This window comes from Serratia sp. 25CWL12 (assembly GCF_055790885.1).
In genome coordinates this window covers 437735-459466 of sequence record NZ_CM147698.1, presented here as the reverse complement: position 1 = coordinate 459466, position 21732 = coordinate 437735, and the positions used below count along the sequence as shown (strand labels likewise).

Here is a 21732-nt window from a genome sequence, read left to right as displayed (position 1 = left end):
GCAACAAAAATGCTGCCATTTTATTAAAATTTTTGACATATCAGTAAAGTATGCCCAATTCCGAGGTTATCAACGCGTTTCTCTAGCCGAAAACCCGCCATTTCGAGGTAATGACAAAACTTCTCTACACTATAAAAACGGCTATTCCCGTTAGCCATACAAGTGAAATAGAGCGATGACGCATTCAAGCTGAATGCTGCGGCCTCAAATTTTTGTGCATCCCAGAAGAGTTCCATAATACACAACCGAGCGCCGGGTTTCATCACACCCGCAACGCGGTTCAGAATGGCAATAATTTGTTCTGGTGAGAAACAGTCAAGGAACTGACTCATCCACCAGATATCGGCTTCGCCAGGTAATGGGGCATCACCCAGCATATCTACCGCATGGAAACCGATGCGATGAGATAATCCCGCCGCTTCAATATTCTCGCGAGCCAAGGCAATTTGCTGTGGTAAATCTAATAATGTCACGGAGACATCATTATCATGCTGGCAGCAACGGAGCGCCCACTTACCTGTATTGCCCCCCACGTCGTATAAAGAGCCCGGTTGATAGGCAAATATATGTGGCAATACTGCGTCAAACGCGCCGTCTGAATAGTAATGATCAAAAGCGAACCAGCTTTCACGCGCCGCATGAGGTAATTGTGATAAGGCCGGATAAATGGTTGGCCACTCACCAAATACTTTCAAGCCTGTTGGCTTTCCTGCTTTAAGTGCTTCTTCTAAAGAGAATAACCCCTGATAGCAAACATCTTGGGTGAAATCCATATTCACACGGGTCATGGTATCGTGAAGCAGAAAATGGCCAACCTTGGCAATATAGTAATGCTCCTCTTTACAGGTCACAATACGCCCACTGAGCCCCATATCCAGTAACACGCTGACTGCATATTCATTAATATTACTGTTATTGGTGATATCTCGCAGAGTGGCTCCACGCCTTCCTTGTTTATCGAGATAATCCAGTACACCTGTATTGCGTAAACAAAGTGCCGTTTGAAACAGCATAGGTGCAAAAGCAATTCGTTGTGCCTCGGTAATGGCATCGAGGGCACTGAGCTTATCATGCTCATACATTTTTCACGCAATCCCTTAAGCTGGTCTCGCTATCTTTCAAATTGCCTGTGCGTTAGCGGTACTCAACCTGCCACCAGGTCATTTATCCCCTTGGTGACTCATTAACTTACAGCAATTGACATGATTTGGAGTCTATCCCCATCACCATTCAAGCCGCAGCGATGTTGACTGCAACTTGAATGAGTCTGGATATAAAAAATAGTTTCATTGGACCACGACCGACCCAATGTTAATCAACACTAATAATTATAATCCAGCGCCTGCTGACAGGTTCAACTGAATATCTTTATCGAGATTGAGTACCCAACGATTATAACTCTTATGAATCTTACCACCGGAGGATTGCAAATTGAGGCTACTGACATAGTTAATGGAATAGCTGGTTGCCGTATAATTAATGCGAATTTCTGCAACGTGGTCACGTGCTTGCTGGCGGCCATTAATGACACCTGGACTGACTTGCGTCATGATCCACTGACGTTGCTGCCCCGCTTTTAGAATAGCATCTCTTACCTGAGTTTCAGTATGGCCCGCAGTTACCGTACTGTGAACTTGAACTACTGGCGCGGTCCGTGCACAACCTGCCAGAGTAACTATTACAGTGAGAGCGACACACCATTTTAAGAATTTTCCCATAATACAATCTCCATTTTTGATTATTTGAGCCCAACCTCAATGCAATCAAGATATTAATCTGAGCATCTGAAAATGATGGGTTAAGAACAATGTTAAGAATTGGTTAAGTTGAGGCTATTTCACTGAAAATAACGGTTCACAAGACCATCGAGACAGGCCGTATCCCTTGCCACACCAAAGTTCCCGCGCGAACTTTACACAATCACTTTATCAGGTTCAAGCTCTGAGTCTGTTTAAGTTGAATAATAAAAGATACTTTATTTGTGTAATAGAATATGAATATCGAATTTTATTCGACACAAGAATGTCTGTTATAACCATGGTTTTATATATAACACCCTACATATTTATCATGGTTATACTGAGGCGCTTGAAAGAGGCTCGACAACGAGCTCCGTCCTTAGAGCTCGTAAGGTTACTGTTTACCGGTAATTTGAAGAAATCAGGATAGTGCTTGACTACCCTACTCACTAAAACCGGGCTAGCTTCAATCACGCATCGCCAAGGCCTTATCTTTAGCCAGGAGAAACGGCCTGAGATAGGCAACGGTATTGGATAGCGGGATAACATCATCGCTTAAGTTAATATTCAACACTGTCTTGAGATATTCACGCCGCTGGGTGATACGCGCCCAAAGCTGCGGGTATTCCTGCCTGATGTTGGCCTGGAGTTCAGCATCGGCTACCGCCACACACTCCTCAGCGCTGACACCGGTATACCCCGCGACGGATGGAATAATATCAATCTGTAACATCATGCCACTACGGATTTGCTCTTCCGATAATGGATAGACAGGGGAAGACATCCACTCCTCATCCGCCACCAAGTGCCCTGGGTTTAGATGCCAACCATAATCCTTCTTAGGCAACACCTGCTCAATCAGGGAATAAAGTTCACCGCCTTTCATACCGATATGAATATTCTCCAACCAGGTCGCCACTGCACGGTAGTAAGGCTTGGCTACCCTTGCCAGATAGTCACTTTGGTTGGCGGGCAATTCACTTTCATCAGCGATAGCAAAGCCGGTTCGACTGGATAACCCCCCTTTATACGCCGTGGTCAACGACAGCGGGTCACCTTGCTGGATCACTTTGTGAGTGGGATAAAAGTTGGCATGTTCAAAACGACGCCCGGTGGCAGCAATGGTGACCACCGTATTATATTGCCCCTCGGCAGTGAGTTGCTGCCCTAAATCGCTCTCTTTAACGCCCACCGCAACGCTATTCATCGCCGCCATAATGCAAGTGGAAGAGAGGTTGGCACCGTACTCGTAGTGTGCGAGTTCATTGGCATTATTGGTGGTTCGCGCTCCCGCTTGTCCACCAATAAACAGGGGGATGGCATTGACCAATGTGGCCCCCGTAGCCAGGCTCTTTTTAACGGATTCAACGATAAAATAAGGGAGATCAAACAGTGTTTCCTGGTTGCCTATTTTGCCGGTAAACATTTTCCAACCTACTAAACCGACTTTCTGTTTATTTCCCAAACCGGCGGCCACAAAGAGCTCATCGAGCGGCTTTTCGTGATCCATCGGCTGGTTCGGCAAAGAGAAATAAGGACAAAGCAGCTGTTGCACCGGTAAACGCGCATGTTGTGCCATTTTCAGGTTTTCATTCCCTAAAATAATGGTCGCTTTACCGTCAGCTTCCAATAGCAACAGGGCCTCTTCAAAGCGCGGTACAAAACCGGTCAAATATTCGAAGTTACCGCCATGCTCTTTATCAGCGTAAATCAGCAACGCATCAAAATTTTCAGCTCTCATCCTCGCCAGCACTTTATCACGGCGCGCAGCCATCGTTTCCGCCGTCAGCATGACGGGGGCCACCTGCGGAAAAGTGGCAGGGGGGACAACCGAAACCAACTCAACACGTTTTGTCTTCATTTACCCTAACCTCATGGTTAACTATTTTTATCGCGGTTTTTACTGCGGCTGCCAACTGGCCCTAGCACCTGCACCGCCCGACCTGCCCACAAAATATGATGATCATTATACCCTACCAATCGCGATGCTGGTTTGCAGATAATCAACAGTGAGCATCACTGAATCGCTAAAAATCCCCTAGCCATAACCTCTTTCACTCGCTCACGCCAGGCTAACGGAGGTTGTTTGTTAACTGGGGTGGCTGGGCAATGGGATCAGCATCACCAGCTTCAACCCATGATGTTCAGCGGGATAAAAAGTCACTTGCTGATAATGCAGGATGCCTTGCTGCGGATGAGTAAACGTTCGCTCGCCCCCTTCACGGGCCAGCACATCCTGCTGCCGCCACCAACGGTCAAAAAATTCGCTGTGTTGTGTCATGTGGCGTACAAAGGCGCGTATTTCTTCGGTTCCCTGATGGTGACTAGTTTCAGCACGAAATTCAGCGACCACACGCTGGGCGCGCTCCTCCCAATGGGTGACCAATTTCTTTGCTTGGGGGTGGAAGAACATAAAATGTAGCAGATTGGGTGTATTGGCTTGTTGCAGCCAATCGCCAAATAAGGCTTCAGCCTGTTGATTCCAGGCCACCATATGCCAGGTAAAATCGAGCAGATAACAAGGCACCGTCATTTGATGCACGCTTTGCAGCACGACGGGGTTAATGGTGTCCTGATGCAGTTCCAACTCGGGATCAGCGATACGCGCCAAAGTAAATAAATAATGGCGTTCAGCATGGTCAAGTTGCAACGCTTTGGCAATGCGAGCCAACGTTCCTGGAGCGATAGCCACCTCGCGCCCTTGCTCAATCCAGGTGTACCAAGTGGTACTGATGCCACTGATTTGTGCCAGTTCTTCACGACGTAAACCGCTGGTACGGCGGCGTGGAGCGGTGGGTAAGCCTAACATTTCTGGCGTTACCCGTTCCCGGCAGGCGCGCAGAAAAGCCCCTAGGGCTTTAGGGCCGGATAAATCATCTGATTCCATAAACGGGTACCTCTTATACTAGGATAACTGCTCATATTGTACCCGTATAGTGAATTAATTATAGTCATGATCACCATCAGGTACTTGGCCCCCATCATCGTATGACCAAGGCCATGCAAGATAAAACCATGTGAATAACGGCAAACTAATAACGGGAATCAACATGAACAACAATAATAGCCACCAGAACGCTGTGGAACGTCAATTCGGCGAACAGGCGCAAGCCTACTTAAACAGTGCCGTACATGCTCAAGGAAAAGATCTGCAACGTTTGTCGAACCTGCTGGAAAACTGTAACACCGCTCAATTGCTGGACTTGGGCTGTGGCGCTGGGCATGCCAGTTTCACTGCGGCGGAAAAAGTGGCGCAAGTGGTGGCCTATGATTTGTCGGCACAGATGTTAACGGTGGTGAGTACCGCTGCCGCAGAAAAAGGGGTGGCAAACGTTCGCGTGCAACAAGGGGTGGCAGAATCATTGCCGTTTGACGATGCCAGCTTCGATATTGTGATTAGCCGTTATTCAGCGCATCACTGGCATGATGTCGGCCAGGCACTGCGTGAAGTGAAGCGCGTGTTGAAACCCGGTGGTCGTGCCATCCTGATGGATGTGGTTTCTCCTGGGCACCCGCTGTTAGATGTTTATCTGCAAACAGTAGAAGTGTTGCGTGATACCTCACATGTCCGCGACTATTCACCAGGCGAATGGCTGAGCATGTTCACTGACGCCGGGCTGGTGGTGCAGCAGGTCACTTCAGACCGCCTGCCATTGGAGTTCACCAGTTGGGTGGCGCGAATGCGTACCCCGGAGCATTTCGTTACGGCGATTCGGGCGCTACAGCAAGGGGTAACCGCAGAGGTACAGCAGCATTTCGCCATCCAGGACGATGGCTCGTTTACCAGCGATATTATGATGTTTGAGGTGAACAAAAACGGATAGCCTTATGGGTAAGGCGAGCCACTGCAGCCCCGGCAACTTGCTTGATGACGGATATACATTTGCCTATCGTGGTGTCGGGTCTGGGATCTGATTATGAAACGGGCTACACTCTTGCAGAAAGACACCCTATATACCCAAATTCAATGGAGTTGCAGGTAGGCGGCAAGCGAGTGAAGCCCTAGGAGCATAGATAACTATGTGACTAGGGTGAAAGAGCGTAGCCAACACCGCTGCAGCTTCATAGGTGACGGGTATAAAAACTTGATAGAGAGGCTAGAGCAACGTGGCTCAATACGTCTATACCATGCACCGCGTCGGCAAAGTCGTGCCGCCGAAGCGTCATATTTTGAAAAATATTTCCTTGAGTTTCTTCCCTGGGGCCAAAATTGGTGTGCTGGGCCTGAACGGCTCCGGTAAATCAACCCTGCTGCGCATTATGGCGGGCATCGATACCGATATCGAAGGGGAAGCGCGCCCACAACCGGGTATCAAGATCGGCTATCTGCCGCAAGAGCCGCAACTCAATATGGCGCACACCGTTCGTGAGTCGGTAGAAGAAGCGCTGGCAGAAGTGGTGGGGGCGCTAAAACGCCTTGATGAGGTGTACGCACTTTATGCTGAGGAAGGGGCTGATTTCGATAAACTGGCCGCCGAACAAGGTCGCCTGGAAGAGATCATTCAAGCCCATGATGGCCATAACCTCAATGCCCAGCTTGAGCGCGCTGCCGATGCACTACGCCTGCCGGAGTGGGATGCCAAAATCGCCAACCTTTCCGGTGGTGAACGCCGTCGTGTCGCCTTGTGCCGTCTGTTGCTGGAAAAGCCAGACATGCTGTTGCTGGACGAACCCACCAACCACCTTGATGCCGAGTCCGTTGCTTGGCTAGAGCGTTTCCTGCACGACTTTGAAGGGACCGTGGTCGCTATTACCCACGACCGCTACTTCCTGGATAACGTGGCGGGTTGGATACTGGAGCTGGATCGTGGCGAAGGTATTCCATGGGAAGGCAACTACTCTTCCTGGCTGGAGCAGAAAGATGCGCGTCTGGCGCAGGAAGCCTCTACCGAAGCCGCACGCCGCAAGTCCATCGAGAAAGAGCTGGAGTGGGTGCGTCAAGGTGCTAAAGGCCGCCAGTCTAAAGGTAAAGCGCGTCTGGCTCGCTTTGAAGAACTGAACAATACCGAATACCAGAAACGTAACGAAACTAACGAACTGTTTATTCCACCAGGCGCACGTCTGGGGGATAAAGTGGTTGAAGTTAGTCAGTTGCGTAAATCCTACGGTGACCGCGTATTGATCGACGACCTCTCCTTCTCGGTACCCAAAGGGGCCATCGTCGGGATTATCGGCCCGAACGGCGCCGGTAAGTCTACGCTGTTCCGCATGATGTCCGGTCAAGAACAACCGGATTCTGGCACCATTGTGCTGGGAGATACCGTTAAGTTGGCTTCCGTCGATCAGTTCCGTGACAGCATGGATAACGCCAAAACCGTTTGGGAAGAAGTTTCTGGCGGGCAGGACATTATGCGCATTGGCACGACTGAAATGCCAAGCCGCGCCTATGTTGGCCGTTTCAACTTCAAAGGGGTTGACCAAGGCAAGCGTGTGGGTGAGCTGTCCGGTGGTGAGCGTGGCCGTCTGCATCTGGCCAAACTGTTGCAAGTTGGCGGTAACGTATTGCTACTTGACGAACCTACCAACGATCTGGATATCGAAACCCTGCGCGCACTGGAAAACGCCTTATTGGAATTCCCGGGTTGCGCCATGGTGATCTCCCACGACCGCTGGTTCCTTGACCGTATTGCTACTCATATTCTGGATTATCAGGATGAGGGTAAGGTGGAGTTTTTCGAAGGTAACTTTACCGAATACGAAGAGTATAAAAAGCGTACGTTGGGTGCCGATGCGTTGGAGCCTCACCGCATCAAGTATAAAAAAATCACCAAATAACCCCTGCTGGGGCGATTATCTTGCCCCACTGCCTATGACCAGCCCGTGTACTCCACGGGCTTTTTGTTTCTTCCCCCAATATCTCTGCCTATGTGCCCAGTGTATGACGTAAATCCTAGGTATATACTGTCGGCATTTATTGAAGGAGCGCACTATGTTAATCAAAGCTATCGCCGTCGACCCAAACAACCCAGCCCACTTTATTGAGATCACTACCGATCAACCTACCCCTGGGCAGTATGACCTGCTGGTAGAGGTAAAAGCGGTTTCTGTTAACCCGGTGGATACCAAGGTCCATGCGGGTCTGCAAAAAAATGGTTTGCAACAACCACGCATTCTCGGCTGGGATGCCAGTGGTGTGGTGGTGGCCGTTGGCAATGGTGTCGAGGGGTTCAAACCGGGTGATGAAGTCTGGTACGCCGGGGATATTACCCGCCCAGGTAGTAACAGCACCTATCAATTGATTGATGCGCGCATTGCTGCCCATAAGCCGAGTAAATTGAGCTGGGCAGAAGCGGCGGCTATCCCCCTCACCGCGCTAACCGCCTGGGAAGCGCTGTTTGAACACCTGAATATTCAGCATGCTGAGGCAGGCAAAACGCTGTTAATTATCGGCGGTGCCGGTGGTGTTGGTTCTTTGGCTATCTCCCTGGCGGCATTGCGTAGCCAAGTGAAGGTGATTGCTACTGCCTCACGCCCGGAATCAATCGCCTGGTGCCAAGCGCGTGGTGCCGACCTGGTGGTGGATTATCGTGACCTGCAAAACAATCTGGCACAAGCCGGTATTGAACGGGTGGATTATATTCTGTGCCTGAACGATACCGATGCCCATTGGCAAAGCATCAGCAACTTGATCGCGCCTTTAGGCCATATCTGTAGCATTGTGGAAAACCGCCAGCCTCTGGACCAGAGTGCATTAAAAACAAAAAGTGCAGCGTTACATTGGGAGTTTATGTTTACCCGCAGCATGTTCACCACGCCGGATATCGCCCAACAAGGGGAGATCCTCAAACAGATGGCGCAGTTACTCGATGAGGGCAAATTGACCACCACCCTGACTGAAACAGTGACTGGGTTGACGGTGGAAACACTCACTGCCGCGCACCATAAATTGCTGGCGGGGCATATGTTGGGCAAGTTGGTGATTACTTACTAATATCCCGTCGTCAATCAAACCGCAGGGTTGTTGGCTGCGGTTACTCGCCTCATCCCTGAGGCTCGCCCCTATCGGGGCCGCTGCAAGCAGCGTTCAAATCCGCTCCCGGCGGATTTGTCTCTCACCCTAGTCACATAGTGGCCTATGCTCCTAGGGAGGCGAGCATACCATTCAGGCGCAGCATGCTGCGCCGATGGTTTATGCTTAGCGTGCGATTGCAGGGGAGCCACTCAAACGGCTGGCATCCGCCGCTAACAGTTGCTGCACCAGTTCAACACAGCGCAAAAAACGCTCTTCATAGTCGCTGGATTCAACATGAACATATTCAATATTGTTTGCTTGCAACATCTCTTCCAGCAGATGTTGAAACTCTTTGCGGTCAACCGGGTTACCTAAGCTACGCAAGCCATCCGCCACCCAAGGGGTGTTGTTTTCCAGCAGGATCACCAGATCAAAACGGTATTCGTCGATCAACGCCTGCACAAAGGGATGGTCGCGCCCCTCATATTTCCGGCAAAACGCCTGAGTCGTGACAAAGTCGGTATCGATAAACGCCACTTTATTGGCATATTTCACCGCAAAATCCACATACTGGGCTTGCCCAAGGGCTATTTTGTCGTAATCGGAGTACTGCAGCGCCATCTCGTCACCACCCAGGTGCGAAAACACATAATCGCGGCCATATTCCCAGGCACTGGTGGTGTTGAAGATATTCGCCAACTTGTTAACCAGCGTTGACTTACCGCTCGATTCTCCTCCGAGTACCGCCACGGTACGCACAAAGAACGGTTTGACCTCTGTGGGGATATAATCCCAATAACGGAACGGATCCTGACGGATCTGTCTGCCGCTGATATTCATAAAGGAACGTTCAGGGTCCACCAGGATGGTTTCAATACCCAGGTATTCACGGTAACGGGGAGCATCCAACTCTTCACTGGAGTAGACAAAACCGGGCACAATCCCCTTCTGCTCCATAAAACGCTTTACGCCGTTGCTCCAGACATCCCAGCCATGGGGATAAGGCTCAATCCCCTGCTCATCAAAAGAGTGAATACGGATATTTTTCTGATATTTAAAGGTTTGCAATAACCAACGTAAGCGGTCACTGACGGTCGGCTGCTGTGACATGGAACTGTTTTCAAACAACGTTCGGTCACGGGGTTCATCATGGCACAGGATCACATGCAGCTCATCAACCTGGCTGCAAGCACGTTGGATCAGGTAGATATGCCCGGTATGCAGTGGGTAAAATTTACCAAACACCACCCCCACTTTCTTTTCGCTATGCGGGAATTCCAACCCCAGAAAACGGTGCAACGCTTCCAGTTTCTGCGCACTCGGGCTTTTGATTTTATCGTTCAACAGTTGGCTGAGATAACCTTTGGTCATATTACTGACTTCAGCCACCTGTTGTAAGGTACAGCCCTTTTGCTTAATCGCTGCTTTCAGGTAATCGAACTGCCGCATCATTCCCTCTCCATGTATCCCCGTCACCAATCAAGCTGCAGGGTTGTTGACTACACTCGATCGCCCTAGTCACATAGTTATCTATGCTCCTAGGGACTCGCTCACTTGTCGCCTACCTGCAACTTCATTGAACTTGGGTATATACCCGTCACCCTGCAAGCTGCCGGAGTGATGGCAATAACTTGAAACCTGACGTGTATAATATACTAAACAGGGTATGATTACGGCCTATTAAAACTCATCCAGAATACTCAAGGCATCCGCCAGTTTCTTGACCCCAAATACTTGCATATTAGCCAGTGGTTTTTTCGGTACATTGGCGTGCGGGACTATTGCTCGTTTGAAACCATGTTTGGCTGCTTCAGAAATACGTTCCTGACCACTTGGCACCGGCCGGATCTCCCCTGCCAACCCCACTTCCCCGAAGACCACTAAATCATTTGGCAATGGGCGATCACGAAAGCTGGAAACCAACGCCAATAACAACGCCAAGTCAGCACTGGTTTCACTCACTTTGACACCGCCGACCACGTTGACGAACACATCCTGATCGGACATTTGCAAACCACCGTGGCGGTGCAATACCGCCAGCAAAATCGCCAGACGATTCTGCTCCAGCCCCACCGCAACACGGCGCGGGTTAGACATCATTGAATGGTCCACCAGCGCTTGTATCTCCACCAGCAATGGTCGGGTTCCTTCCCATACCACCATCACCGAACTCCCCGAGGTCACTTCATCCCCCCGGCTCAGGAAGATGGCAGAAGGATTGCTCACTTCACGCAGCCCCTGCTCGGTCATGGCAAACACCCCCAGCTCATTGACCGCACCAAAGCGATTTTTATGGCTGCGCAAGGTACGGAAACGGGAATCGGCGTCACCATCAAGCAGTACCGAACAATCGATGCAGTGCTCTAACACCTTCGGGCCAGCCAGTGAACCATCTTTGGTCACATGGCCCACCATCACAATGGCGACACCGCGTGTTTTGGCAAAACGAGTAAGATAAGCCGCCGTTTCACGCACCTGCGCCACACTCCCCGGTGATGATTGGATATCCGCCATATGCATCACCTGAATCGAGTCGATCACCATCAGCCTGGGTTGTTCCTGCTCGGCAATCAGGCAGATCTGCTCAATGCTGGTCTCCGACAACATATTCAAACCACCGGTAGGCAGGCCAAGGCGGTGAGCGCGCATCGCGACCTGCTGCAAAGACTCTTCACCGGTGACATACAGGGTTTTCATCTGTTGGGAAAGTTTGCACAGTACTTGCAACAGCAAGGTACTTTTCCCGGCCCCGGGGTTACCGCCGATAAGGATCGCACTGCCTGGTACTACGCCCCCACCCAACACGCGGTCGAACTCGACAAAACCACTGGAAAAGCGCGGCAGCTCTTCCAGACTGATGTCCGAAAGCTTCTGTACTTTGCTGATCCCGGTCTCCCCGGCATAACCACTGAAGCGATCATTGCGAGCAGCCGAAGAAGAGACAGCAGCCAGACGCACCTCAGTAATGCTGTTCCAGGCATGACAGGCGCTGCATTGCCCCTGCCAACGCGGATAATCTGCGCCGCATTCATTACACACAAACGCTCGTTTGGCTGCTTTTGCCACAAGTTACCTCAAATCAAATTTCAAACTGCCGCTGAGTACACAAAATACGCCCATCAGGTCAGCATGGCGAATCGACACCTGCGCTTGCTCATAAACCTTGGGTTTGGCATGGTAGGCAATGCCCAACCCGGCAACCTGCATCATCTTCAGGTCGTTGGCACCATCACCAATTGCCACCGTTTGTTGTGGCGGGATCTGCAGCTTTTCAGCCAGTGCCTGTAGGGTATTGGCTTTATATTGCGCATCCACCACCGTCCCTAACACTTCACCGGTTAATTTACCGTCACGAACCTCCAACTCATTGGCCGCGACTTCAACCAGCTTCAACTTGTCACGCAGGTACTCGGCATAGTAGGTAAACCCGCCAGAGGCAATGGCGACATGCCAACCCAGCGCCTGCAGTTTATGGACCAGACTGGTCAACCCTGGCATCAATGGCAGTTCATCCCGTACCTGCTTGAGAATATTGGCATCAGCACCTTTTAGTGTGCCCACTCGCTGGCGCAAACTGGCGGCAAAATCGAGCTCACCCCGCATCGCACGCTCAGTCACCTCGGCTACCTGCTCACCCACCCCCGCCAGCTTGGCAATTTCATCAATGCATTCAATCTGAATGGCCGTTGAATCCATATCCATCACCAGCAAACCCGGGGTGCGCAAATGGGGAATATGGCTCAACGGTGCCACATCTAACCCACTCTCCGCCGCCAGCAATTTGGCGCGTGTCGATAATGTCCCCGCCAGACGGACAATCTGATAGTCCTCCACACACCAGGCGGTGACAATCACCATCGGGACGGCCAGTTTGCGCTGGAACTGCGTGATACACGCTTTATCCAGTTTTCTGCCATATAATAGCCAACCGGTATTACCGGCACGATAATCCAGCGGCATCACTTCGTCACCGCTTAGCGAAAGGGGTAGCCCCGGCCATTGAGAGATCTCAGCGGGAAGATCACAATAGGTCAGACTATTTGGCATCATTTACTCCTGAAAAAACGCGCATCAATACGTCACTTCAAACCACAAAAAAGCAACTTGAAAGAGAGTGGGTAAAACTATCCTATCGTTGGCAGTTCTGGCAACATAAAGCGTCCAATCGTTGAAGGAAGCCTTATGGCTAAAGCTAAACTGAAATTCCGCCTGCATCGCACTGCTATTATCTTGATTTGCCTAGTATTACTGGTGTTGTTAATGCAGGGCGCCTCCTATTTTAGCCTGAGTAATCAAATGGCGCGATCTGAACAGGTGGAAGAATTGGCACAAACGCTAACCAAGCAAGTCGCTTTCAGCCTGGTGCCATTAATGGATAACAGCAATATTGATAGCCAGAATATTGACGCCATTCTCAAGCAGTTGACCGCACATAGTCGAATTCTGGATGCCAGTGTCTATCAGTTGGATGGTTCACTTGTTGTCCGAGCAGGAGAGCTGATTAATGTTCGTGACCGCCTGTCACTGGATGGTAAACGTGCGGGCAGCTATTTCACCCATCAGTTAGTGGAACCGATTGAGAGTAAAGAGGGGCCGCTGGGTTTTATTCGCGTTACGCTGGATACCCATACGCTGGCAACAGAATCCAAGCAGGTGGATAACACCACTAACCTGCTGCGCCTGATGATCCTGATGGCGCTGGCTATCGGCATTATTCTGGCGCACACACTACTCCAAGGGCGCCGTAGCAACTGGCAGCAGTCACCCTACTTGCTGACTGCCAATACACCGCTGGCAGAAGAACAGGCCACAGTTGAGCCTGCGGTAGAAGATAATGCGGGTGAGCCCCACAAGTAACCTCTACCCTAAATTTATGAGGCACACTCGCAGGTGTGCCCCTACTCGTGGGTATCTTATTCCTGATCCCCCAACAACACCGACTCCAACGCAATCACAATCATTTCGTTAAACGTGGTCTGGCGCTCCTCGGCGGTGGTCGCTTCGTGACGCAGGATATGGTCGGATACGGTACAGATAGTCAGCGCTTTACAGCCAAACTCTTCATAGAGTTCTGCTGCGACGCCATAAATACCTGCCGCCTCCATTTCCACCCCCAAAATGCCGTACTTCTTCATCACCTGGAACATCTCTGGGTCTGGGGTGTAAAACAGATCAGCGGAGAAAATATTACCTACCCGCGCCGGTATTCCCTGCGCTGCTGCGGCATCAACGGCATTGCGCACCATGTCGAAATCGGCGATAGCCGCATAGTCATGATCTTTAAAGCGCATACGGTTCACTTTAGAGTCAGTACAAGCCCCCATACCGATCACCACATCACGCAGTTTAACATCGTCACGTACCGCACCGCAGGAACCCACGCGGATGATCTTCTTCACGCCGAATTCGGCAATCAGCTCACGGGCATAAATAGAGCAGGAAGGGATGCCCATACCATGGCCCATAACAGAAATTCTGCGGCCTTTATAAGTGCCAGTAAATCCCAGCATGCCACGCACCTGGTTAACTTCTACCGCATTGTCCAAAAAGTTTTCTGCAATATATTTAGCCCGTAACGGGTCACCCGGCATTAGGACAACATCAGCAAAATCGCCCATTTCGGCATTAATATGTGGTGTAGCCATTTTCTTTTCCTTCCACGTCAAATTGTTAGATTTCCGTCGTCATTCAGAGGGTAGCCAGACGACGGATGTTGGCGTTATTACAGCATCGATTGACCATAATCCATCGGCGACAGACCAAAATAAACGGCAACAGTCTGGCCGATATCAGCAAAGGTTTTCCGGTGGCCTAATGAACCGGGTTTGACTTGCGGGCCATAAACCAACACCGGAATATTCTCACGGGTGTGGTCTGAACCTGGCCAGGTAGGATCACAACCATGGTCGGCGGTGAAAATAATGATGTCATCCCCGGTCACCCGCTGGAGTAATTCTGGCAGACGACGATCAAACTGTTCCAGTGCTGCTGCATAACCGGCCACATCACGGCGATGCCCATAAGAAGAGTCAAAATCCACAAAGTTGGTGAAGACAATGGTGTTATCACCGGCCTTTTCCATCTCGACCAAGGTGGCATCCAGCAACTCGTCAATGCCGGTCGCTTTTACTTTCTGGGTGATCCCCACGTTGGCATAGATATCGGCAATCTTGCCAATAGACACCACTTCTCCGCCCTTCTCTTCCACCAGTTTTTGCAGCACCGTCGGTGCTGGGGGTTCAACAGCCAGATCATGGCGGTTACCGGTACGCTGGAAGTGACCCGGTTGGTCACCGACAAATGGCCGCGCAATCACCCGACCGATGTTATAACCCCCTTGCGTCAGCTCTTCGCGGGCGATTTCACACAGTTGGTAGAGACGCTCCAGGCCAAAGGTCTGTTCATGACAGGCGATTTGAAATACCGAGTCTGCAGAAGTGTAGAAAATCGGCTTGCCGGTCTTCATATGTTCTTCACCCAGTTGATCAAGGATCACCGTACCGGAAGAGTGACAGTTGCCGAGGTAACCCGGCAGATTAGCCCGGGCAACCAGCTTATCCAGCAGGGCCTGCGGGAAGCTATTCTGGTGATCAGAAAAGTATCCCCACTCGAACAGTACCGGCACACCGGCGATCTCCCAATGCCCAGAAGGCGTATCCTTGCCCGATGAGAGCTCACTGGCATAACCATAGGCGCCAATAATCTCGGCATGGTTATCCAACCCCACAGGGAAGTGGCCGCTAGACTCTTCTGCCGCCTTACCTAGCCCCAAACGGCTCAAATTTGGCAACGTCAACGGGCCACTACGACCCACATTGGCTTCACCACGCGCACAAGCAGCAGCAATATGGCCCAAAGTATCAGAGCCTTGATCGCCAAAACGCTCGGCATCTTCGCTGGCACCAATGCCGAATGAGTCTAATACCATTATAAATGTACGCTTCATTATCTCTCCTGCGTGCTTTCACACTTGGTTATTTCGGCTGCAACAGTATTGGCTGCAACTGATATAAATTATTGAGCGATGCGCTGGTACACCACCGGTGTCACCTCTGGGGCTTGATCACCCAAGACTATCGCATTACGTAGCGCATCTGCGGCCTGTTGCCAGCTCTGTTCATCGTTGGCGTGGATCACCGCTAACGGCTGCTGGTTATCCACACACATTCCTAAGCGAACCATATCCGTCAAGCCAACACTATAGTCAATACTGTCAGCCGCGCGAGTGCGACCGCCCCCCAGAGCAACCACCGCCATACCTAACGCCCGGGTATCCATAGCGGTAATGATTCCTGGCTGTTCAGCATAAACCGGCTTACTGAGTGTCGCCTCCGGCAGATAGTGTTGGTAGCGCTCAACAAAATCGACCGGCCCTTGCTGCGCGGCCACCATACGGCCAAAGCGTTCCGCAGCCTGACCATTATCCAACACCGTCTGCAATTTATCCCGGGCATCTGCCTCATCGCGCGCCAGGCCACCAGAGAGCAGCATTTCCACGCACAGCGCCATGGTAACGTCCAACAAGCGTGGATTACGGTATTCCCCAGTCAGGAAACGCACCGCTTCCCGCACTTCCAAGGCATTACCGGCACTGGAGGCCAACACCTGGCTCATATCCGTCAACAATGCGCTGGTTTTGCAACCGGCACCATTGGCCACGGCAACAATCGCCTGCGCCAAATCGGCTGAAAGTTGATAGGTCGGCATAAAGGCCCCGGAACCCACCTTAACATCCATCACCAAAGCGTCGAGCCCTTCCGCCAGTTTTTTCGCCAGAATAGAGGCAGTAATCAGCGGAATTGAGTCAACGGTGGCAGTGATATCGCGGGTGGCATAGAAACGTTTGTCCGCCGGAGCCAACGAACTGGTCTGGCCGATAATCGCCACCCCCACTTGCTTGATGATTTTGCGGAATTGCGGGTCATCAGGGAAAATATTAAAACCCGGGATGGATTCCAGTTTATCCAGTGTACCGCCAGTATGCCCCAGACCACGGCCGGAGATCATCGGTACATAACCGCCACAGGCAGCCACCATTGGGCCAAGCATCAATGAGGTCACATCCCCCACCCCACCAGTGGAGTGCTTATCTATAACCGGGCCATTGAGGGATAAATCTTGCCAGTCCAGCACGGTGCCGGAATCACGCATTGCCATGGTTAGCGCCACACGCTCTGCCATAGTCATATCGTGAAAGTAGATAGTCATTGCCAGTGCGGCAATCTGCCCTTCGGAAACCACATTGTCACGGATCCCATTAATGAAAAAGCGGATCTCCGCTTCGCTCAGTGGCTGACCATCACGTTTTTTACGGATTATTTCTTGTGCCAGGAACAAGGCATCCTCCTATTAAAAAGGCATTTATTCAGGGCTATTCAAGCTGACTGAGGGAAACACGGGGGAAATGCCGATTGCTGCAGGGTAACCTGCCTGGCTGCCCATTTGGCGACAACAGGCCAACACGTTGCTGTTGGTGTCATCTTGGTTGCACGCGAGTAAATTCAGCGCAGATAGCACTGAGGTGGTTAATTCAGTCATAAAACTCTCCAACTTATCACTTTGGTGTTGGCGAGCGGACTTGGTTCCTTGAAGATAGCGCATGAGATGAGTGTCCCACGGCGGCAACTGAGATCCTTCTCACCGCGTATATACCCGGCGCCCTTCAAACTGCAGGGTTGTTGGCTGCTCTCAATCACCCTAGTCACATAGTTAGCTATGCTCCTAGGGATTCATTCGATTGCCGCCTACCTGCAAACTTGAATAAGCTTGGGTATAGCCCTTCAATATTGAATAGCCTGTCGTACTATTTGAACATGATAACGCCAGGCCATTAGTGATTAACATCACAACACAGTAAAACGAATTGCAATATAACATAAATTTTTGTGACTTTTATCACGTAAAATGATGTTATCCGCTCTGGGAATTCACGTTGTAACTAGGTCGCATCAGATATCATCATTAAACACCCAGACCTTCTGAAACATAAGGGCAGACCCGCAGGCCTGCCCTTATCGATAACCTGATGCCTTGCTGTTCGTCGTTACAAAGCCAAGAAGAACCCGGCAATAGTGGCACTCATCAGGTTGGAAAGCGTCCCCGCTGCCACGGCTTTCAAGCCGAAACGGGCAATATCATGGCGGCGGTTAGGGGCCATGCTACCCAGACCACCGAGCAGAATGGCAACGGAAGAGAGGTTGGCAAAACCACACAAGGCAAACGAGATAATCGCCTTGGTATGAGGTGACAATACCTGTAACCCTGCTGCTGCCACCACGTCATCTGGACGCAGGTAAGCACCAAAGTTCATAAAGGCTACGAATTCGTTAACCACGACTTTTTGACCAATAAATGAACCCGCCGTCATCGCTTCATGCCACGGCACACCAATCAGGTAAGCCAGTGGGGAGAAAATCCAACCCAGGATCAACTCCAACGAGAGCTGTGGATAGTTAAACCAACCACCAACGCCCCCCAAGATACCGTTGAGTAATGCGATCAACGCAACAAAGGCCAACAACATCGCCCCAACATTGAGCGCCAGTTGCATACCGGATGCAGCCCCTGAAGCGGCGGCATCAATCACGTTGGCTGGGCGATCCTCAGCAGCGATCAACTTCATGGCATCATCTTGATCACGGGTTTTTTCCGTTTCCGGCACCATCAGCTTGGCAAACAGTAATCCACCCGGTGCTGCCATAAACGAAGCCGCAATCAGATACTCCAGCGGTACCCCCATTTGGGCGTATCCTGCCAATACCGAACCCGCTACCGAAGCCAAACCACCGCACATCACGGCAAACAGCTCAGACTGGGTCATGGTGGCAATATAGGGGCGCACCACCAATGGGGCTTCGGTCTGACCCACAAAGATATTGGCAGTGGCTGACAATGATTCAGTACGCGAAGTGCCCAGCAATTTCTGCAAACCACCACCGAGGACCTTAATCACCAACTGCATAATCCCCAGATAATAGAGCACCGCAATCAGCGAAGAGAAAAACACAATCACTGGCAGCACACGTAATGCAAAGACAAAACCGCCACCACCAAAGACTTCAAACATTTTGTCGGAAACCAGGCCGCCAAAGATAAAATTGACCCCTTGATTACCGTAGGCGATGACATTGGCCACCCCTGACGACATACCGCCAAGAATTTGCTGCCCCACCGGGACATAAAGAACCAGCGCCCCAATAGCGACTTGAATAATAAAAGCACCGAGCACAGTACGCAGATTGATGGCGCGTCTGTTGCTGGAAAGCAGCACAGCAATGGCGATCAGTACCATCATACCGACCAGGCTCATGATGAGTTGCATGGAAAATACCCCTGTTGCGAAAAAGAAACCCTCAGTACCGTTCAATATAACGAATAGCCTAAGGGTGATAACCTGCGCAATTATACTGGGCCAACCACCGCAAGACTCGATTTATGTCACAAACATATACAACTTGAGGTAAACCAATGCCACATAATGTGATGGATAGCACGTTTTTAGCGGTAAACATGTCGCCTGCTGGGGATTGACTGCCATATGAGTCAACCTCAATCGCAAGAAGCGCCGTTAATTCAATGCAAACAGGGAACAGGCGTTCTGCTGGAGATGTTCAGCTATTTCATCTGGCGGTTCTGGCCGAAGTTGGCAAAGAGCCTGAAACACCTCCAGCACCCGCTCTGGCCGGTTTGCTTGCCCTTGGTAACCAGCTAATGGCATATCTGGTGCGTCCGTTTCCAGCAGTAGACAACTCAGTGGCAACTGAGCCACCACGCTACGGGTTTTCTGCGCGCGCGGGTAGCTGATGGTGCCCCCAACACCGATGTAATAACCCAAGCCAACAAACGCCTCGGCCTGCGCCAAACTACCAGCAAAACCATGCACCACCCCACCACGGGGAACATCGCACCGGCGTAGGGCCGCTGCCAGTTGATCATGGCTACGGCGGGAATGCAAAATCATCGGCAGATCGTACTGTTTGGCTAACTTAAGTTGCGCCTTGAACAACGCTTGTTGCCGCATAAACTGTGGGTTGGCCATAAACAGATCCAAACCCGCCTCCCCCACCGCCACCAATTTGGCGGGCTTGGTGGCCAGTAAACCCGCCAGTTGCTCCAGCTGTTGATCCTGATGCTCGGCGATATACAACGGGTGTAGGCCCAATGCAGCAAATAACGGGGTATGGTCAGCGGCTAACTGTAGAACACGGGCAAAATTTTCAGCGGTGACCGCTGGCACAATAATCTGCCGCACGCCCGCTTGAGCAGCCCGAAGCAGACTAGCGGGTTCATCACCACTAAAAGGGGGAAAGTCAAAGTGACAATGGGTATCTGTAAAAATGTAGCTCACAGCACACCCTCTATTAGAGTAAGATCTTTACCCCGCCGCCTTTAATCTATGGCGACGGGCACTGAGAACGACTTAGTGTTCCCGCGTTTTGCGGAACAGCACTTCGGGATAACGCTCCTGCGTTAGGTTGAGGTTTACCATGGTGGGGGCAATATAGGCCAGATTTTCACCGCCATCCAACGCTAGGTTCAGCTCACTCTTACGCTTGAACTCTTCAAATTTCTTCACGTCATCACACTCTACCCAACGGGCCGTGGAGACGTTCACCGACTCATACAGCGCTTCCACGTTGTATTCGCTTTTCAGGCGGGCAACCACCACATCAAACTGCAACACCCCAACCGCCCCCACGATCAAATCGTTGTTGGCAATGGGGCGGAACACCTGGACTGCCCCCTCTTCCGAGAGTTGCACCAACCCTTTCAGCAGTTGTTTCTGCTTCAGTGGGTCACGCAAACGGATACGGCGGAACAGTTCAGGGGCAAAGTTCGGAATGCCGGTGAACTTCATATCTTCACCTTGGGTAAAGGTGTCGCCAATCTGAATGGTACCGTGGTTATGCAGGCCAATAATATCGCCAGGGTAGGCTTCTTCAACGTGGGAGCGGTCACCTGCCATAAACGTCAGAGCATCAGAGATCACCACGTCTTTGCCAATACGTACCTGGCGTAGTTTCATGCCCTTCTCATAACGGCCTGATACCACGCGCATAAATGCCACACGGTCACGGTGTTTAGGGTCCATATTGGCCTGGATTTTGAACACAAACCCGGTGAATTTCTCTTCTGCGGCCACCACTTCGCGGGTGTCAGTTTTACGTGGCATCGGTGCGGGCGCCCAAGCCACCAACCCATCAAGCATATGGTCAACACCAAAGTTACCCAGCGCAGTACCAAAAAATACTGGGGTCAGTTCACCTGCCAGGAAGGCTTGCTGATCAAACTCGTGGGACGCCCCTTGTACCAGTTCCAGTTCGTCACGCAACTGGGCGGCCAGGTCTTCACCCACCGCTGCATCCAGATCCGGGTTATTCAACCCTTTCACAATGCGCACTTCCTGAATGGTATGGCCTTTACCACTCTGATAGAGATAAGTTTCATCTTTATACAGATGATAAACCCCTTTAAACAACTTACCGCAGCCGATGGGCCAAGTAATGGGTGAGCAAGCGATTTTCAACTCGCGCTCCACTTCATCCATCACTTCCATCGGATCACGAATATCACGGTCCAGTTTGTTCATAAAGGTGAGGATCGGCGTATCACGCAGACGGGTTACTTCCATCAGTTTACGCGTCCGGTCTTCCACCCCTTTTGCCGAGTCGATCACCATCAGGCAGCAGTCCACGGCGGTCAGCGTGCGGTAAGTATCTTCGGAGAAGTCTTCGTGCCCTGGGGTATCCAGCAGGTTAACCAGGCAATCCTGGTAAGGAAACTGCATCACCGAGGTGGTAATCGAAATACCACGCTGCTTTTCCATCTCCATCCAGTCTGATTTGGCATGCTGATTGGAACCACGGCCTTTTACCGTACCGGCGGTCTGGATAGCCTGCCCGAATAACAGTACTTTTTCAGTAATGGTGGTTTTACCGGCATCAGGGTGCGAAATGATGGCGAAGGTTCTTCTTTTGTTGATTTCATTAAGAAAATCTTGGTTTGCCATATATAAATTCTTTTAGTTTGTACACGGATTTG

Annotated in this window: 18 protein-coding genes; 4 read left to right on the top strand and 14 right to left on the bottom strand. The window is 51.0% G+C overall.

Features of this window, described 5'->3' with window-relative positions:
- Positions 1-23: 23 nt before the first annotated feature.
- From ACX9GV_RS02065 to ACX9GV_RS02050, 4 genes are all read right to left on the bottom strand, one after another.
- Entirely contained in the window at positions 24-1082 is a 1059-nt protein-coding gene (locus ACX9GV_RS02065) for a methyltransferase (RefSeq protein WP_473196868.1), read from the bottom strand.
- 246 nt (positions 1083-1328) lie between these two features.
- Positions 1329-1718 carry a hypothetical protein gene (locus ACX9GV_RS02060; RefSeq protein ID WP_473196867.1) on the bottom strand — a complete coding sequence of 130 codons (390 nt, stop codon included), beginning with the start codon at positions 1716-1718 and terminating at the stop codon, positions 1329-1331.
- A gap of 487 nt (positions 1719-2205) precedes the next feature.
- Positions 2206-3600, bottom strand: coding sequence for a M24 family metallopeptidase (locus ACX9GV_RS02055; protein ID WP_473196866.1), 1395 nt, complete (start codon positions 3598-3600; stop codon positions 2206-2208).
- Between the two features lie 228 nt (positions 3601-3828).
- The gene (locus ACX9GV_RS02050) at positions 3829-4626 is read right to left on the bottom strand and encodes a helix-turn-helix transcriptional regulator (protein ID WP_473196865.1); all 798 of its coding nucleotides are present in this window, start codon (positions 4624-4626) and stop codon (positions 3829-3831) included.
- A gap of 163 nt (positions 4627-4789) precedes the next feature.
- Here ACX9GV_RS02050 and ACX9GV_RS02045 point away from each other — a divergent pair, with 163 nt between their 5' ends.
- The 3 genes from ACX9GV_RS02045 to ACX9GV_RS02035 all read left to right on the top strand — a co-directional run bounded on the left by ACX9GV_RS02045 (position 4790) and on the right by ACX9GV_RS02035 (position 8670).
- Positions 4790-5563, top strand: coding sequence for a class I SAM-dependent methyltransferase (locus tag ACX9GV_RS02045; protein WP_473196864.1), 774 nt, complete (start codon positions 4790-4792; stop codon positions 5561-5563).
- A gap of 283 nt (positions 5564-5846) precedes the next feature.
- A complete protein-coding gene (ettA, locus tag ACX9GV_RS02040; RefSeq protein WP_023489430.1) occupies positions 5847-7514 on the top strand; it encodes an energy-dependent translational throttle protein EttA in 1668 nt (555 codons plus the stop codon).
- A 154-nt stretch (positions 7515-7668) separates the two neighbouring features.
- Positions 7669-8670 carry a zinc-binding alcohol dehydrogenase family protein gene (locus tag ACX9GV_RS02035; protein WP_473196863.1) on the top strand — a complete coding sequence of 334 codons (1002 nt, stop codon included), beginning with the start codon at positions 7669-7671 and terminating at the stop codon, positions 8668-8670.
- A gap of 204 nt (positions 8671-8874) precedes the next feature.
- On the opposite strand, the gene nadR is transcribed toward ACX9GV_RS02035, so the two are convergent.
- From nadR to serB, 3 genes are all read right to left on the bottom strand, one after another.
- Positions 8875-10140, bottom strand: a complete 1266-nt coding sequence (gene nadR, locus ACX9GV_RS02030; protein WP_473197955.1) for a multifunctional transcriptional regulator/nicotinamide-nucleotide adenylyltransferase/ribosylnicotinamide kinase NadR — start codon at positions 10138-10140, stop codon at positions 8875-8877.
- Between the two features lie 231 nt (positions 10141-10371).
- Positions 10372-11757 (bottom strand): DNA repair protein RadA, encoded by a 1386-nt coding sequence (gene radA / locus ACX9GV_RS02025; RefSeq protein WP_473196862.1) that lies wholly within the window; start codon positions 11755-11757, stop codon positions 10372-10374.
- Positions 11758-11760: 3 nt separating this feature from the next.
- Complete coding sequence (serB, locus tag ACX9GV_RS02020; protein WP_473197954.1) at positions 11761-12738, bottom strand: phosphoserine phosphatase; 978 nt, start codon at positions 12736-12738, stop codon at positions 11761-11763.
- Between the two features lie 135 nt (positions 12739-12873).
- Between serB and ACX9GV_RS02015 the strand changes: the two genes are divergently transcribed.
- Entirely contained in the window at positions 12874-13548 is a 675-nt protein-coding gene (locus ACX9GV_RS02015) for a YtjB family periplasmic protein (protein ID WP_473196861.1), read from the top strand.
- 56 nt (positions 13549-13604) lie between these two features.
- Here ACX9GV_RS02015 and deoD read toward each other — a convergent pair whose 3' ends face one another.
- From deoD to prfC, 7 genes are all read right to left on the bottom strand, one after another.
- Positions 13605-14336, bottom strand: a complete 732-nt coding sequence (gene deoD, locus ACX9GV_RS02010) for a purine-nucleoside phosphorylase (RefSeq protein ID WP_473196860.1) — start codon at positions 14334-14336, stop codon at positions 13605-13607.
- 77 nt (positions 14337-14413) lie between these two features.
- Positions 14414-15637 (bottom strand): phosphopentomutase, encoded by a 1224-nt coding sequence (gene deoB, locus ACX9GV_RS02005; RefSeq protein ID WP_473196859.1) that lies wholly within the window; start codon positions 15635-15637, stop codon positions 14414-14416.
- Positions 15638-15705: 68 nt separating this feature from the next.
- On the bottom strand, positions 15706-17028 hold the full coding sequence (gene deoA, locus ACX9GV_RS02000) for a thymidine phosphorylase (RefSeq protein WP_473196858.1): 1323 nt from the start codon (positions 17026-17028) through the stop codon (positions 15706-15708).
- A gap of 24 nt (positions 17029-17052) precedes the next feature.
- Positions 17053-17229 (bottom strand): hypothetical protein, encoded by a 177-nt coding sequence (locus ACX9GV_RS01995; RefSeq protein ID WP_473196857.1) that lies wholly within the window; start codon positions 17227-17229, stop codon positions 17053-17055.
- 505 nt (positions 17230-17734) lie between these two features.
- On the bottom strand, positions 17735-19000 hold the full coding sequence (locus ACX9GV_RS01990; protein ID WP_473197953.1) for a NupC/NupG family nucleoside CNT transporter: 1266 nt from the start codon (positions 18998-19000) through the stop codon (positions 17735-17737).
- Positions 19001-19258: 258 nt separating this feature from the next.
- Positions 19259-20038, bottom strand: coding sequence for a TatD family hydrolase (locus ACX9GV_RS01985; protein ID WP_473196856.1), 780 nt, complete (start codon positions 20036-20038; stop codon positions 19259-19261).
- A 72-nt stretch (positions 20039-20110) separates the two neighbouring features.
- Positions 20111-21700 carry a peptide chain release factor 3 gene (gene prfC / locus ACX9GV_RS01980; protein WP_473196855.1) on the bottom strand — a complete coding sequence of 530 codons (1590 nt, stop codon included), beginning with the start codon at positions 21698-21700 and terminating at the stop codon, positions 20111-20113.
- Between the last annotated feature and the right edge of the window lie 32 nt (positions 21701-21732).